The sequence below is a fragment of the Paenibacillus rubinfantis genome, assembly GCF_001486505.1.
Taxonomy (GTDB): Bacteria; Bacillota; Bacilli; order Paenibacillales; family Paenibacillaceae; genus Fontibacillus; species Fontibacillus rubinfantis.
Window position 1 is genome coordinate 1082558 of sequence record NZ_LN909065.1, and the last position, 15704, is coordinate 1098261.

Below are 15704 nucleotides of genomic sequence, written 5' to 3' on the forward strand. Positions count from 1 at the left end.
GAATTCCCGCAATAAACTTCTTTCGTTAAATCCCGGAATGACGGGTCCTATCAGGCTTTAGCTTCAGCTTTCGGTAGTCGCCCGGCGTTACGCCAACGATCCGTTTGAAGACGCGCCCAAACGTAATCGAGTTCGCATAACCTACGCGAATGGAGATATTTTGGATCGTATCGTCGGTTTCAGCCAGCAGCTCCTGGGCCCGCTCCATCCGCAGTTGAACGATGAAGTCAACGAATTTCAGATTAAACTCCTCTTTAAATAAATAACTGGCGTATTTCGCCGAGATATGAAAACGGTCGCTGATATGCTTTAAAGAGAGATCCGGATTTTCGAAATTCTCCTCGATGTAGGTTTTTAGCTCGCTCACCATGGCCCGATGGTTTTTGGTCTCACTATGCGCCACATATAAACGGTACAGCCCGGTTAAGTGCTCGGAGTACAGCGATTTTAATTGTTCCAGATCCCCTGCCTTCTCCGTGTCCTTGCGCAGCCGCTTCCCCTCGGGTCCTTGAAAAACATCCCGAAGCTCAGCGGAGAGCGGGATCATCTCATAACCCAGCATGTCCATCATCATCTGCAACAGCATGCGAATATCTTCGTCCTTGAGGCAATCCTGGCTCATCTGCTCAAACCACTGGTCCAGACGCATGCGCCAATCGCCGTCCAAGTGGCGGAAGTCCCGTACCAGCTCGGAAATCATCCTCACATATTCATGCCACTTGCGGTCGGCCGCCTCCGGCAAATCCTCGCTCATCAGGATCGCCTCCTGCCCCAGCGATAGCTTGTGTTGGAGAACGTCAAGCGCGGCCTTGTAGGAGCGGTCGATTCGTTGCCAATCGCGCTCGACATGGCCAACGCAGAACAGCAGGGGAAACCGAAAATGCTGCTCAACCCAAGCCTTCCCTTTATCCACAAACCCTCGGATAGCCTCCGCCGCAGACAGTTCGTTCCGGCTTACGCCAACGATCATACCCATCCGTTCCTCGGCGATCCATTCCGTCCAGCCGTACAGGCCGTCGATTTGCGCCAGCTCCTGAAGCACGTTGGTGAGCGCGAATTTTAACGTATGCTGATCCCGCTCGGAGAACGAGCTGCGAAAATCCGGATAGTTGCGGATCTCCACCACTACGAAAGCCAATTGCAGCGGCTCCTCCTTCGGCAACACGCCTAGCTTCTTCAAGCGATCCTCCAGCCTGTCCGGGACCTCACCCTGCATCAGGTCATAAAAGAGCTGCCGACGCCCGATCAGCAGATTGTCGCGCTGCTGTTTCTCATAATCGGCCGCTTGCCGGATCAAATCTTCCAGCGCCCGGTCGATCATGGACAGCTCATCCCTCTTCAGCCCAAGCTCGTCCTCCCGCTGCCGCAGCGATTCGATTCGGCCGACCATCGCCCGGATCGGCTGATAATTTTTTCGTGTAATAAAAATTAGATACAGCAGGGCCGCAACCACCGTTACAATGCCAAGCACAACCCATATGTATGAAATAAACGAGACCCACGTAAACAGCTGCCCGGCGGCCAGGCCGCTCTCGAACTGCCATCCCAGCACCTCCGACGTCACTCGATTCACGACGCGGCCCTTCTCCCCTTGTAGCGCCATGTCGGCTGAACGCGTGGAGAACACCAGCTCGCCGGATGCATCGCGAACATCCAGGAAGGACACTTCGCTGCTGTTCATGGAGCGGATCGTCCGTTCGACCGCATACATGTCCAGATTGATCACGACCAGGCCGTCATTACCGAAGGGGAGGGGCTCTCTCCTATAAGCGGAAATCACGCGTTTTTCCTGGTTGGAGCTAAATTCTCGATAGCCGCGAATCGGCGACCAGCTGCGATCGTCCAACTTCGTTAATGCCTCCTCGAGAAAAACGCGGTCGGCAAACGTTTCTAAATCCATCAGCCCGCTGCGCGTCAGCACTTTTTGATCTTTCATCCGATAGATATAGATCGATTCGATCAGGCTGTCTCGGGACGCCAATTCGCGGATGCTGCCCGCCACGTCCAGGATGATCTCGCTGTCCTGTTCGGTGAGTCCGACATTGAGGAAATCCTCGTAACGTTTGTTTTTTTCAACTTCCTCCAGCACGTCCATTTCGATGCCTTTCAACGAGCTGGTCAGGCGGCCCACCACATAATCCGTGGTGATCCGGTCGGCCTTGACCGTCTGCTTGTACGAAATATCGCTCACGATAATTACGAAGATAAAGAACAACACCGCCACCGTGATCAAAAAGATGGGAAAGTACGATAACAGCATCCGTCGGTACCAATTTCCTCTCATTTCATCACTCCTATTTCGCGTGCATTTCCTTTCGCCCGAAGAAAGCGCTTTCTAGGTAATTGTATGGGACATCTTTTCGCGAAGTCAACGAATTGGGAGAAGATTCTGTTGGTAGTGTCTGTACGACAGTATATGAACATGTCCCTCAAAATAGAGGAGCGAGATGTCCATTGCCCCCTCTTTTTCACCATTATCCCTTTCGTTCAGGTGTGAAGCGGCTAATGATTCTCGCCCCTCTCTCGATCTGTCCCGCACCACGGATCTATCCCGATCACCTGACTGAATAAACGGGATAATCCCGCAAAGCGACCGACAAAGAGGGGGACTCGCTCATCCCAAAACAAAACAGCGCAAGCACCGGGGCAATTGCCTCAGTACTTGCGCTGCTAAATAAAGAAACGGTCTTATCGTTAACCTAAAACGGTGAACTCGGCGGAAAGCGTATCGCGACTGTTCCCTCCGACTTGAACCGTCACTTTACAAGGAACCGCCGCAAAACGCAGCTCTTGGTTCCAGATGCCCAGCTCCTCCCGGCCCAGCTTAAACTCAACAACTCGGCGTTCTCCTGGATTCAGCTCGATTTTGCTGAACCCTTTCAGCTCGGCGATCCGCCGGGTGATCCCCGATTGGCGGGCCCGGATGTACAGCTGAACCGTTTCCGCCCCGCTTCTCGCCCCCACATTTTCCACTTCGACGCGAACCGTCACCTGTTCCCCGTTCTCCAGTTCAGCCGCCGACACAGGATCTCGGGACAAGGATACATTCGCATAAGTAAACTGCGTGTAGCTTAACCCGTAGCCAAACGGGTACAACGGCGCAGACGGCATATCGACGTAATTTCTGGCTCGACCGGGATCCTTTTGATTGTAATAGACGGGAAGTTGGGCAGAGGATCGCGGCAGCGTCACCGGCAGCTTCCCGCTTGGATTCGCCATACCGAACAGGAGCTCGGCGATCGCCCGGCCGCCTTCCGTCCCGGGATACCACGCACAAAGGACCGCATCGCTCAAATCAACGACTCGCGTGAGCGCATGCGGCCGCCCTTGAACGATCACGGCGACGATGGGCGTCCCGGTGGCCGCAATGGCCTCGACCAGCTCCTCCTGCACCCCGCCGAGGGACAGGTCTGCCAGGTCGACGCCTTCGCCGCAGTCCATCTCGGACGGACTGCCCTCTTGGACGATCGCCGCCCCATTGTCCTCGAAGTCGCCGCCGAATTCCCGGGCACTGCTCCCGCCGAGCACGAGTACGGCGAGGTCCGCACCTTGGGCAGCCGCAACCGCCTCAGCGAAACCCGCCGTGGACCGGTCACGAATGCCGCAGCCCAGGGCGTATACGATATCGGCGCCTTCCGGGGCGCACGATCGGATGCCTTGCAGCACGGTCGTGCCTGTCCCTTCCCGCTGGACACTCGTGTAATCGCCGAGCTGATTGTATAAGCGGTCGGCGTTCGGGCCGATCACGGCAATCCGACGCGGCTGATCCACGATCGGCAGCAGATCGCCTTCGTTCTTGAGCAGCACGACCGATTCGCGGGCCACCTGCAGGTTCACGTCACGGAACTCCGGACTGCCTACGACGCAAATCGCCCGGAGCTCCGGCACGTAAGGCCGATCGAACAGCCCCAGCTGAAACTTCAGCCTCAGCACGCGCGCGGCCGCCCGATTGATTTCCGCTTCCTGCACCAGCCCTAAACGAACCGCCTCCTCCAGCGTGGTAAAAGCGGTATCCCACAAGCTAAGATCCACGCCCGAAGCCAGGGCGAGGGCCGCCGCAGACTCAGGGGTGCCGGTGAGCGCCAGCAGCCGGTCTACCGCGCAGCCGTCTGCCATCACCAATCCTTCGAAGCCCCATTCCTCCCGCAGGATGCCGGTTAACAAATCGCGGTTGGCATGGCACGGCACCCCGTCGATTTCGTTGTAAGCTGCCATGAAACCCGCGGCTCCGGCGTTCGCTCCCGCCCGGGCAGCCGGGAGGTGAATCTCCCGCAGCTCCCGCGGCCCGATAGCCGCCGGACCGGCGTTACGCCCTCCCTGAGCCGCTCCCTGTGCGCATAAATGCTTCAGGACGACCGCGACCCGGTCCGGCGCGTCCAGCTTCCGCGGGTCGTCGCCCTGCATTCCGCGCACCGCCGCTTCCGTGAAGCGGGCGGCCAAATAAGGATCCTCGCCGTAGCATTCTTCGGAACGTCCCCAGCGTGGTTCCTGCAAAATATCCAGCGCCGAGACCAGCCCAACGTGCGCGCCGCGGCTGCGGATTTCCGCCGCCACATGGGCGTACACTCGCATCATCAGCTCCGGATTCCAGGTTGCTCCGGCGCTGAGATTCACCGGCAGCAGCGTTCCGTCCAACGCTTGGTGGCCGTGCGGGCACTCCTCCGTCAACAAGACAGGAATGCTAAGACGGGTATGCTCCAGCACGTACCGCTGCACCATATTCGACACCCTCGCGCTATCCGCCGCCGTAATTCCATTCGTATAATTCACACCGGACCAAGGGTCGCTGCGGAACAAGCCGTACAGTGCCCCCATTCCGCCGCCTTTGGCTACTTCCTCCTTAAACGCATCGGTCAGCTCGAACGTTTCGCCTTTTCGCTCGTAGGCATCCCAGCCGTACATCCGCTGATTGAGCTGCCCGACCTTTTCCCGGAGCGTCATCCGGGCCAGCAAATCCGCCACCCGCTCTTCCAATGGAGCCAACGGCTGTTTGTAAGTTTCCATCCGTGTTCCCCTCGCTTATCGGCCGGTGGCCCCATGCCATCCGGCACCTCCTAGTCTGTTTCCGATTCCGTACTGACCAGCGCTCCCCCGCCGCTTTCGGACGTCTCCTTGCAGACGCGCAGACCGCGGTATTCCTTTGGCGTCATGCCTGTATATGTTTTAAATACGGACACGAAATACTTATACTCCTTATAACCGACCTTATCCGCAATTTCGAAGACTTTATCTTGCGTCGTGGCGAGCAGGTTTTTGGCTTGATCGATCCGCATTTCGTTCATATATTCCGTAAACCCTTTCCCCGTGCTTTGCTTAAAAATGTAACTGAAATAGCTTGGGGTGATTTTCAGCCAAGCGGCGACCTCGGAAGCCTTGAGATCCGTACGGTAACGGTCGACGATAAATCGCTTCGCCTTTTCGACGATCCAATAGGATTTGTCGATGCCGTTTTGATCAATTAAACGCTGCAGCTCCTCCATATCCCCAAGAACCACCGTTTCGAGTCCAGCGTAGGAGTTATAAATATTCGGATCCGGCTGCCCTCGGCGGGCCAAGTCCAACCCGGTCATCCCGCTCTTGCGCAAGCGCTGGCGGAGCAGCGCGGACAGCTCCTCATACAGGTTCCAAACTTCCGGGAGCAAATACTTAGACTCTCGAAAAAAACGGAACATTTCCTCCACCATCCGACAAACTTCCGGCCGATCCTGCTTAAATAACGCGGATACGAGACCTTGTACCGTTTCCGTAATATCGAAGCCCGGCAGTATCCGGTCGGACATCGCCGCGTCTCCGTAGTCCGCCGTGAGGACCCGGCGGCCATCCAGTACATGTAGCATGAGCAGCCGCACCGCTTCGGCACAGCGGTCCGCGGTTTCCCCGAGATCCTCATACACGGCAGAAGCGCCTGCGTAAATGCAGCCCTCCACTCCAGGGTCAAGCGTCCCTATTGCCGATGCCAGCCGTTCGTCCCATACGTGAAGATCGGTTTGTTCCTCCGAGACCAACAAGGTGATCAGCAGGTTTTCATGGTCGAAAACGGACACCGCCCGAAAGTGATCTCTCTCCAAACGGCTGTGCAGCCCAAGCAACCAAGCCTCCTGGACCGCTTCATAGCGATCTGCCTCCATATCGGCAAAGCGGTCATGAAAGTTGGCGAGTTGGGTTGCGACGATGCGGAATTGGACACCGTCCAGCGAAGGCGGCGGCTCTTTGCCGTAGGCCGAGCCGTGCCGGGTCATGCCCGAAAGCCACAGCTCAATCGCCTGAGACTTCTCTTCCTTGTCGCTGGTTTGGATGTCAGCGACGATTTTTTTCACAACGGAACTCAGTTCCTCGATGTCGACCGGCTTCAGCAAATAGTCGCCCACGCCAAGCCGGATGGCTTGGCGCGCATAATCAAAGTCCTCATACCCGCTGATCATCACGACCTGTACCGCGGGATATCGTTGTCGCAATTGCTTGGCCAGCTCCAGCCCGTCCATGCCGTCCATGCGGATGTCCGATAACACCAGTTGGACACCCTGCTCCTCGACCAGCCGCAGCGCCTCTTTCCCGTCGTACGCCTCCCCTACGACTTCCACGCCCAGCTTCGTCCAGTCAATCGTATAACGCAGACCCTCGCAGATGACCGCTTCGTCATCCACAATCAGCATTTTTACGTGTTTACCTCTACCAACAGGATTAGAACTTGTTGTTCGATTCTCGGGATTCATAGGTTTCACCTCCGGGATAGCCAACCTCGGCAAAAGGGAAACGAAGCCGTACCCTCGTGCCTTTGGCCGAAGTCTCAACGATCTCCAAACCATAGTCCTGTCCAAAGAAAATCGACAGTCTTTCGTGAATGTTATGCAAAGCGCCTGTGGTTCCGCCGGTTCCTGCCCGCTGCAGAGCGTTTCGGACGGCTTCCGCCTTGCCGGGCTCCATACCCCTGCCGTTATCGATGACATCCACAAAGATTTCGCCATCACGGGAATAACAGCGAACGTGAACTTCTCCATAAGGTTTGCTGCGGTCTAGGCCGTGTTTGATGAAGTTTTCCACCAACGGTTGGATCGTGGCCTTCAACGTCACGGCTTCCTCAATGCCTGCCTCGGTATGAAGCGAATATTTCAACTTCTTCTCCCCGAGCCGACGCTGCTGCAGATACAAGTAAGATTGGGCGAATTCCAGCTCTTTGCGCAGTGTAGTTTGATAACTTCCGTTATTCAGACTGGACCGGAAAAACTTCGACAGCATTTCAATCAGTTGGCTCGATTTTGACGCCTGTTCCAAGCGTGCCGTCCAACGGATCATATCCAGCGTGTTGTACAGAAAATGCGGGTCCATCTGGTTCTGCATCAGCTTCAGCTCCGATTCCCGCTCCCTCAGCTCCAGCTTGTATTTATGCTCGATGAGCTGCTGGATCGTTGCGACCATCTCATTGAACTTCCGGTTTAATTCGGAAATTTCGTCGTTGGAATTGATCGGAACCCGCGCGTTAAAGTCGCCGTAAGTGACCTTGCTGGTTTCCTTCTTGAGACGCAAAATCGGACGAATGATCGTATAATGGAACCCGATCAACGCGGTTAACCCCAGGAGCATAATCGCCGTCAGGATCACCAGCATCGTCATCTTGATCCCACGGAACTCTTCGGACACCTTCGCTTCGGGGATCATTGCAATCAGCTTCCATTCCGTATTTTCCATCTCTTTATATAAGGTTAAATAGTGTTCGTCGTTCACTTCGTACGTCAGGTCTCCTCGTCCGGACGACAGCTTGTCCAGCAGCGGCGATCCCGGTTGGAGGACGTCCGGCAACGGAGCTTTCGATCCCACAATCACCTGATCTTCCGCGCCGACGATAAACACGCCCCCCGCCCCGTCCTTAAATATGCTCTTCTCCAGCAGGCTTACGATGCTTGCTTCATCCAACCGGATGATCAACCTTCCCAACGGTTTGGTAATCTCGCTGTAGGAGTTGAGGACGCGGAACATGGACAGGACGCGAACCTCGCCGTTCCAATCGCTGTGGAGCGCATACCCCTCGGTCCAGGTAATCCCGCCTTTGCGCGCTTTGGCGGCCAGTTCCCATTTCGACTCGTCGCCGCTGAACGGCTCGCCCATTTCGATCACGCTGCCGTTAAAACCGTAAATTTCGATGGACCGAATATACCCCTTCGACATCAGCTGAAAGGTCAAAAAATCCTCGATGTTCCGCTTTAGCTGGGCTTGCTGCTCATTGCTGAGCGGAGGTGAGGTGCGCAGGAAGTTTCGCATATCCGGACTCAGGATCAAATAGTTGGCGATATCCTCCACCATTTTGGTCTGCTCGCTAAGCTGACCTGCTACGTTATCGAGATTTCGCTTGGTCGAATTGATGAACTGATCCCGCAGCACCTCGTTAAATTGAATTTGCACGACCACGCCGACGCCAAACGTCGGAAGGATGACGAAAATGAGGAAGATAACAAGCGCCTTCCGCTTTAACCCAAAATTGCCGAGCCATCTTCTTGAGCTTGGCATCACCCTCACCTCCGTCTAATCGTGGTGTAATTAGCCTTTGACCGCTCCTGCGGTCATGCCGGTAACCAGCTGCTTCTGCAGCAGCAAATAAAAGATAATGATCGGAATCAGCGCCATCGTCAGCGCCGCCATTTGCAGCGTAAGGCTCGCCGTTTCGATTCCCACGAAGTTGGCCAAGCCAAGCGGCAGCGTTTTGAGTGCAGAGGAACTGATCAAGACCAAGGCAAATAAATACTCATTCCAGTTGTATATGAAGTTGAGGATGACGACGGTCGCCATCGCGGGTCGGGTGATCGGGAGAATAATCGACCAGAAAATCCGAAAAATGCCCGCGCCGTCCATCACGCCCGATTCCTCCAAGTCTTTGGGGAATCCCCGCATGAAGCCCTCCAAAATTATGATCGTTAAGGATAAGTGGAACGCCGTATACGGCAAAATCAATGATAAATGCGTATCCAGCAGATGTAATTTTTGCATGATCAGAAATATCGGAATCAACGTCGCATGAATCGGCACAAGCATGCCAAGCAGAAACACGCCGTAAGTGATCCCGCGCAGCTTGAATTGAAACCGCGACAGAAAATAGGACGCCAAGGCCCCAAAAAATACGGTGACGATCAATGAAGCAAACGTGACAAACAGGCTATTCAGAAAGTATACATTCATATTCGCAACCTTCCACGCCTCCGCATAGTTGGAAAAATGCAGGGCTTCCGGAAACGAAAACGGATCGGCCGCGTATTCCTGTTCATTTTTAAACGAGTTGACGACCATCCAGAACAGCGGAACTATATTCATCATAGCGAATAGGCTCAAAAAAGTGTACGCCAATATTCGGAAGCCGGCTGACTTCTTATTCATGGGAAAACCCTCCTTCCTTAAGCATCTTTATCTCGACCTAAACGATTCACCACCGAAATGACAACCAAGCTGAACAGCAGGATCAGGATCGAGACCGCGCTGCCGTATCCGTAGCGCATATTCATGAAGGCACTGTTGTACATGTGGATCGTCATGACCTCGGTTTGGTGGGCCGGACCGCCGCCCGTCAAGATCTGAATCAGGTCGAAGACGCGGAAGGAGTTGCTGATGCTGTAGACGACTCCAACCAGCAGCGTGCTGCGAATCATCGGGATCGTAATGCGGAAGGTGCGTTTTAACCCGGTGGCCCCATCCAGCTCGGCCGCTTCGTTAACCTCGTCGGGGATGTTTTGCAGCGCAGCCAGGAAAATCACCATATACAGACCACAATTCTGCCAGATGTACGCGATGCTGATCGACAGCATCGACCACCGGACATCGCCAAGCCAATTTTGCTTCCAGCCGTCGAGGCCGATGAGGCCCAGCAGGTTGTTCAGCATCCCATACTCCGTGTTATAGACCATGCCCCAGATCAGGGACACCATAACGGATGAAATAACTACCGGCATAAACCCAACCGTCCGAAAAAAACCGGATCCCTTGAGCCCGCGGTTCAGCAGCAGGGCAAGCAATAACCCCAGCGGAATTTGGCCGATCAGGCCGGTCACCATGATGATGACGTTATTTTGGACGGATAGCCAGAAGGTGTCATCGCCTAGGATCTTCACGAAATTATCCAGGCCGATGAACTTCATCGAACCGATGCCGTTCCAATCCATGACTGAATAGTACAGAGACATTCCGATCGGAACGATGGCAATGCCTAAATAGATGAGCAGCGCCGGAAACAACCCGATAAAGATCGCCAGCTTCGTACCACGTAACGTTTGCACCAGAGGTCCCCTCCTTTTCCTTTATGTCGTATCTAGGTTCAAGCCCGATGAATGAAGAAAACCCGGGAGTCGGGTTTTCTTACACGCATCGATTTTGAAGACGTTTGTTAGTTTAGTTGCTATAGTTATCCATCGCTTCCTGTACTTCCTTCGCCAGCTCTTCCGGCGTGCCGCGGCCCACAGTCAAAGCTTGCAGTCCATTTTGCAGGACGTCCACCACTTGGGTAGGAATGACGCTATCGAACACCGGCGAGGTGCCGTTTCCGGTCAGCGCCAGCATTTCTTTCAGGTACGGGCTAGCATCCTCCGGAATTTCCACTTTAGCCGGCACGACGACCCCGTTACGGATCAATTCTTTGTACAAATCTTCATTTACGAAAAATTTCAAGAACTCTTCGGCAGCCGCCTTTTTCTTCTCATCAAGCCCGTTCTTGATGGCAATGCCGTATTGCACGATCCCGGCGCTTTTCTTCGGATCACCTTTGCCACCCTCTACGCTTGGGAACAACGCGATGCCGAATTTGTCGCCCTCTTCGTTGTTAATCCGCACTCTTCCGTCAACAGTCGCGGAGGAGATGTGCATCGCCGCTTTGCCTTGGATAAAGTAGTCTTGGCCTTGAACGGAATCCATGTTGTTGGCATCCGTATTAAACGCGCCTAGCTTCGTCAACTCATCAATCACCGCTAGCGCCTTGACGAACTCGGGGTCGGTGAACTTCGCTTTGCCCTCAAGGACGGCCGGCAGGAAATCGCTTCCGGTGAATCGGTCGCCGATGATCGAAATGTAAGACGATTGCAGCGGCCATTGTTCCTTATTGCCGAGGGAAATCGGGGTAATTCCCGCCGCTTTCAGCTTCTTCACCGCGTCGATGAATTTATCGTAGGTGTCGGGGAACTGATCGTAACCAACTTGTGCGAACATCTCTTTGTTGTAATAAATGATGTCTACGAAATTCTGTTTGGTTGGGACCGCATATTGCTGCCCGTCCACGTTAAATCCGGAAAGCGCGGCTTCCGGTAAAATCGAGCCCCAATTCTCCATGAGATCATTGATCGGTTGAAGCAGATTCCCGGCAACCAACGGTGCCAAATCCGCTCCCGGCCATACGACGTTGATATCGGACAGGTTGTTGGCAGCTGCCAGCGTGCGCAGCTTGGTTTTATACTGGGCGGATGGTACGCCGTCCTGCTTGATCACGATGTTTGGATGCTGCTTCTCGAATTCGGCGATCCGCGCTTTGTAGACTTCGTTATCCACGTTTGGAGAAGTCCATGGATGCATCATGTTCAAGGTAATCGTCTCTGCCTCGCCTGCACCGCCGCTGGCATTGTTAGTGCCGCCCGCCGCATTTTCTTTGCCACAAGCTGCCGTGAACAACGTCAGCACCGCAATTAAACCGAGTAATACCGCTTTCTTTCCTCTGTGTGATTTGCCCATAATCAACCCTCTTCTCTTGTTATTTTGAATAAATTCCATAAACATAACATAAAATGAACGTTTTTATTTCGATTCCTGTTATGTTACCTATTATAAAAGTCGTTGTCTTTCGACTATATCCCACAATCTTTCGATTATATCCGAAATATTAAGCTAATTTTTATGATTTTGAATGATCTGGCAAGAACCTATGTTATATTAATTAACATTATTTGGGTAAGCGCTTGCAAGTTTGTACTTAGAATAACCGCAATCCCGCGGTTATTCGCAAGCATGCCCTTAGGCCTGCGGTTCATTCAAAATATAGTCAACAAGCTCCTCGACCGGTACCGTAGCCAGAGCGATCGCCGTATCGGTCACCCCATAGTAGATGTAAAGCAGCCCGTCCTTAACAACGTTACCCGTCGGGAAAATGACGTTTGGAATCTGATAGCCGAACTTCTCGTAATACGTTTCCGGTTCCATGATGAAGTTTTTCGTGCGGGCGATCACCTTCTCCGGGTTCTCCAGATCCAGCAGCATGGCCCCTACGCGGTAGACCACCTCGTCGTCCACGCCGTGATACAACACGAGCCATCCGCGATCCGTCCGGACCGGCGGCGTCGATCCGCCGATTTTGCGCGATTCCCAGGCCATGTTTTCCGCTTTCGCCAGCAGCTTTGGCTCCTCCCAGTGGATCAGATCGTCCGAATAAGTGATCCACATCGCCGCTTTCTCCGTCCCATAGGCTTCGCCCACGTACTCCTCCGGCCGGCGCAGCAGCACGAACTTGCCGTTAATTATCTCCGGGAACAGAATGTTGTCGCGATCGTTGATGTCCAGCGGCGTCGTATCGGCCACGAACTCCCAATCGATCAGGTTCTTGGAGGCGAGGATTGACGAGCGCGTCAGCCAGTGGCCTTCCTGTTCGCCCCACCCGTCCGGGTATTTCGGAATCGAACGCTCCGGCACGCCCCGGCCTGTCGGATAATAACTCATCGCACACGGGCGTAGTGCGTAGTTTAAATAGAACGTATCGTCGATTTTGACGATCCGCGGGTCCTGCACGCTGCCGTATGGGAACCCCAGCATGTCCGGCGTAACGATCGGCTCGTCCTTCACGTGGGTGAAATGCACGCCGTCTTCGCTTTCCAGCAGCCCAAGGTAGTTTTTGCACGGGGTGAGCGATCCCGCCGTCCGTTCGATCATATAAAATTTGCCGTTATCGATAATGACCGCCGGATTGAATACGGTTACTTTTCTCCATTCGAAACCTCCCGGTACCACGATCGGATTATCCGGATGCCTCGTTATCTTCATCTGTGCTCCTCCTCATGAAACCCTATAGATATGGATCTTTATAGCTATTATAGCCCTGGCCTTCCGGCGGAAATATCCCATAAACTTTCGAAAACATCTGAATAATTCGGATGGTTTAGCGCGATTGTATTCGGTTTTTCGCATAAAAACCCCAGATCGTTGCGCATTCAAGGCAACAACAATCTGGGGTTTAGCGTTCATTCGATCCGCCGCATTACGCGTCATAATCGACGATGTAATTTTGCAGCTCCGTATTGTAGTAGCCCACGCTGTACTCGGCCAAGCTGCCCAGGACATCCCGTGAATACCGCGACCGCTTCAGCACAGGGACTCCGTCGGCCAACTGCAAGAACCGCTTCGCCTCGTCCGGCGGAAGGGACACCGCAAACTCGTCCCGGAGCTTGTCCAGCGAAATCCCCCACTCCTCCAGCACATCATAAAGCGAATGATCGCGGAAATCCTCAAGCTCCGGTTCTTTCCTGGGGCTCTTCACGTAATGCTCGTAAAAAATATAAGGCTGGCCGTCAAGATAATACGCGCGTTCCAGCTTCAGGCAGCGCTCCCCGAACATCCCATGGAGTTCAGAGCCCACCTCGTTCCGCACCGTTCCGGCGCGGAGCCACTCCTTGCGGATTTGGTGGTTCTCCTCCACCAAAATCTCCGTGAAGTGCTTCCACTTGGACCACTTCGCGGCGGCTTTATTGCGGATCACCTTGGTGCCTTTGCCGCTGCCCTTCTCCAGATAGCCTTCTTGGACCAGCTCCTGGATCGCGCCACGGACGGTGATTTTACTGACGGCGAATTCCTGCTCCAGCTGAGGTTCGGAAGGAATATTGGATCCGAGCGGGTAAACGCCGTACAAAATCCGCTCCTTCAGGATGTTTTTGATTTGCAAATATAACGGCCGATCTTTACGGGACAAATTCATGGCCCCAACTCCTACCTTTCTACATCACCGGCAGCGGATTGCTCCATCGCCCGGAGGATGTCTGCCTCCGTCGCCATCGGGGTATCGCCCGGCACGGTATGCGCCAGCATCCCCGCCGCCGCGGCGAACCGGACGGTCCGCTCCGGGGTGAAGCCCTCGAGCTCCCCATGAATAATCCCGCTCGCAAAAGCGTCTCCTGCCCCTATTCTATCATAGACGGAAAAGGTCAACCGATCGGAGAAAACAAGCTGTTCCTCCTTGTACAGAAAACCGCGCAGCGAATGGGAGTTGTCGCCGTGGATCTGGCGGTGCGTTCCAGCGATCGCGGAGATGCCGTACTGTTCCGCCACGGCCGGAATCAGCTCCCTCAGCTGTTCCTCTCGTTCCTGCCGATCCGTGTTCATCCCCAAGGTCAACATCGCGTCTTTTTCATTCATCATCACGATGTCCGCTAGTCGCAGCATCGCTTCGTAATGCGGCTTCGCCTGGGCATATTCGCCTTCCCCCCAAAGGGACGGTCGGTAGTTGCAGTCGAAAATCACCTTGCCGCCCTGACGCTTAACCGCTTCGGCGAATGCATTCATATGCGAGCGCACACCGTCATTCATCGCTAGCGTAATCCCGCAGAAATGAACCGCATCGATACCGGCAGCGATGTCCGCGAAATCGTACGCCCCTTCGGGTGCGGTGTTAAAGCTGCTCTCTAACCGGTTCGAGTACGTGACGCGGCTAGGCCGTACGCCAAAGCCGTTCTCCAAAAAGTACATGCCAACGTACTTACCTCCCTTTACAACGCGTGCAGTGTCAATGCCCAGCTTGCGCAGATAGGCGGTCGCAGCGTCGCCCAACGGGTTATCCGGCAAACGTGTAACCAGCGTCCCGGCATGCCCGTAGCGAGACAAGGCCGACACGACATTCACGCCGGTGCCCGAAAAAGAATACTTCAACGTATCCGCCTGCGCTAACGTCTCGTAACCCGGGACCTGCAGGCGCATCATCACTTCGCCAAAGGCGGCTATGCGGCGTTTAGGCATAAGCATCCGCCAACTGTTTCATCATTTGGGTCAGCCGCAGCACGTCTTCTGTGCGGGTGTTGCCGGTCGCTTTGTCGATGATCGAAGTATAGACGTGCGGAATGACCTGCGGAACCCCAGCTTCCAAGGCAATCCGCAGAATCGCCTCGAAATTGTCCAGATCGATCCCGCCGGTGGGCTCCAGCGCAAACCCCTCCTTGGCACAGGCCGCCGCTACGGCACGAAGCTCTTCTTCGCGGCTCAGCCCTTGCATCGGGAAGTATTTGAGGGCATTCCCGCCCATATCGCGCACCAGCGCAATCGCCGCTTCCACCGGAACGATCGCTGGCTTCTCCTGGGCCGCGCTGAACGGGCCGGTGGAGATGTTCACGTATCCCGCTTGTCCCGTCGGCGAAACCAGGCTGTTAATCCAGCTGTCTTGCCCGCCGAGATTTGCCCGGGTTGCCCCCACCGCCGGGAACACCTGATTGATGTGGCTGCCGGGATAATGCTTGGCGATTTCCGCGACGACCGCCGCCTGGCGGTTATCGCCGGCGCCTAGGCCAATCGATACGGCGTCGTCGATTTCACGTCCGTACGCTTTCATTGCGGTGACGGCTTCCTCAACGTTGGGATAGTCCTTGGACAGAACCCCAACCAGGACGTAACCCTCCGCAGCTTCAAACACTTCCTTGGCGTTCGGAATGTCCTTGGCTAGTACATTGAGTGCCACCCGTTTTTTGTAAAACCGTTTTGCTATCTGTGACATC

11 protein-coding genes are annotated in these 15704 nt (G+C 54.7%); all 11 read right to left on the minus strand.

The features are described from left to right. Nucleotides 1–25: 25 nt before the first annotated feature. The 11 genes from BN3277_RS16470 to dagF all read right to left on the minus strand — a co-directional run bounded on the left by BN3277_RS16470 (nt 26) and on the right by dagF (nt 15703). Nucleotides 26–2284, minus strand: coding sequence for a helix-turn-helix transcriptional regulator (locus BN3277_RS16470; RefSeq protein WP_059044409.1), 2259 nt, complete (start codon nt 2282–2284; stop codon nt 26–28). Between the two features lie 410 nt (nt 2285–2694). After that, on the minus strand, nt 2695–5004 hold the full coding sequence (locus BN3277_RS16475) for a glycoside hydrolase family 3 C-terminal domain-containing protein (RefSeq protein WP_059044411.1): 2310 nt from the start codon (nt 5002–5004) through the stop codon (nt 2695–2697). A 50-nt stretch (nt 5005–5054) separates the two neighbouring features. Next, nucleotides 5055–6713: a response regulator transcription factor gene (locus tag BN3277_RS16480; protein ID WP_059044413.1), complete on the minus strand. Its 1659-nt coding sequence runs from the start codon at nt 6711–6713 to the stop codon at nt 5055–5057. Next, nucleotides 6682–8502 (minus strand): cache domain-containing sensor histidine kinase, encoded by a 1821-nt coding sequence (locus BN3277_RS16485; protein ID WP_059044415.1) that lies wholly within the window; start codon nt 8500–8502, stop codon nt 6682–6684. Before BN3277_RS16485 ends, BN3277_RS16480 begins: the two co-directional genes overlap by 32 nt. Before the next feature lie 30 nt (nt 8503–8532). Then, nucleotides 8533–9363: a carbohydrate ABC transporter permease gene (locus tag BN3277_RS16490; RefSeq protein ID WP_059044416.1), complete on the minus strand. Its 831-nt coding sequence runs from the start codon at nt 9361–9363 to the stop codon at nt 8533–8535. Between the two features lie 17 nt (nt 9364–9380). Then, nucleotides 9381–10256 (minus strand): carbohydrate ABC transporter permease, encoded by an 876-nt coding sequence (locus BN3277_RS16495; protein ID WP_059044418.1) that lies wholly within the window; start codon nt 10254–10256, stop codon nt 9381–9383. Nucleotides 10257–10368: 112 nt separating this feature from the next. Next, the gene (locus tag BN3277_RS16500) at nt 10369–11694 is read right to left on the minus strand and encodes an extracellular solute-binding protein (RefSeq protein WP_059044420.1); all 1326 of its coding nucleotides are present in this window, start codon (nt 11692–11694) and stop codon (nt 10369–10371) included. A gap of 279 nt (nt 11695–11973) precedes the next feature. Then, on the minus strand, nt 11974–12993 hold the full coding sequence (locus BN3277_RS16505) for a glycoside hydrolase family 130 protein (protein WP_059044421.1): 1020 nt from the start codon (nt 12991–12993) through the stop codon (nt 11974–11976). A 214-nt stretch (nt 12994–13207) separates the two neighbouring features. After that, nucleotides 13208–13921: a GntR family transcriptional regulator gene (locus tag BN3277_RS16510; RefSeq protein WP_059044422.1), complete on the minus strand. Its 714-nt coding sequence runs from the start codon at nt 13919–13921 to the stop codon at nt 13208–13210. Between the two features lie 11 nt (nt 13922–13932). Continuing rightward, a complete protein-coding gene (locus BN3277_RS16515) occupies nt 13933–14955 on the minus strand; it encodes a sugar kinase (protein ID WP_059044424.1) in 1023 nt (340 codons plus the stop codon). Continuing rightward, entirely contained in the window at nt 14948–15703 is a 756-nt protein-coding gene (dagF, locus tag BN3277_RS16520; protein WP_059044426.1) for a 2-dehydro-3-deoxy-phosphogluconate aldolase, read from the minus strand. The genes BN3277_RS16515 and dagF overlap by 8 nt, the downstream gene beginning before the upstream one ends. Nucleotide 15704: the final 1 nt, after the last annotated feature.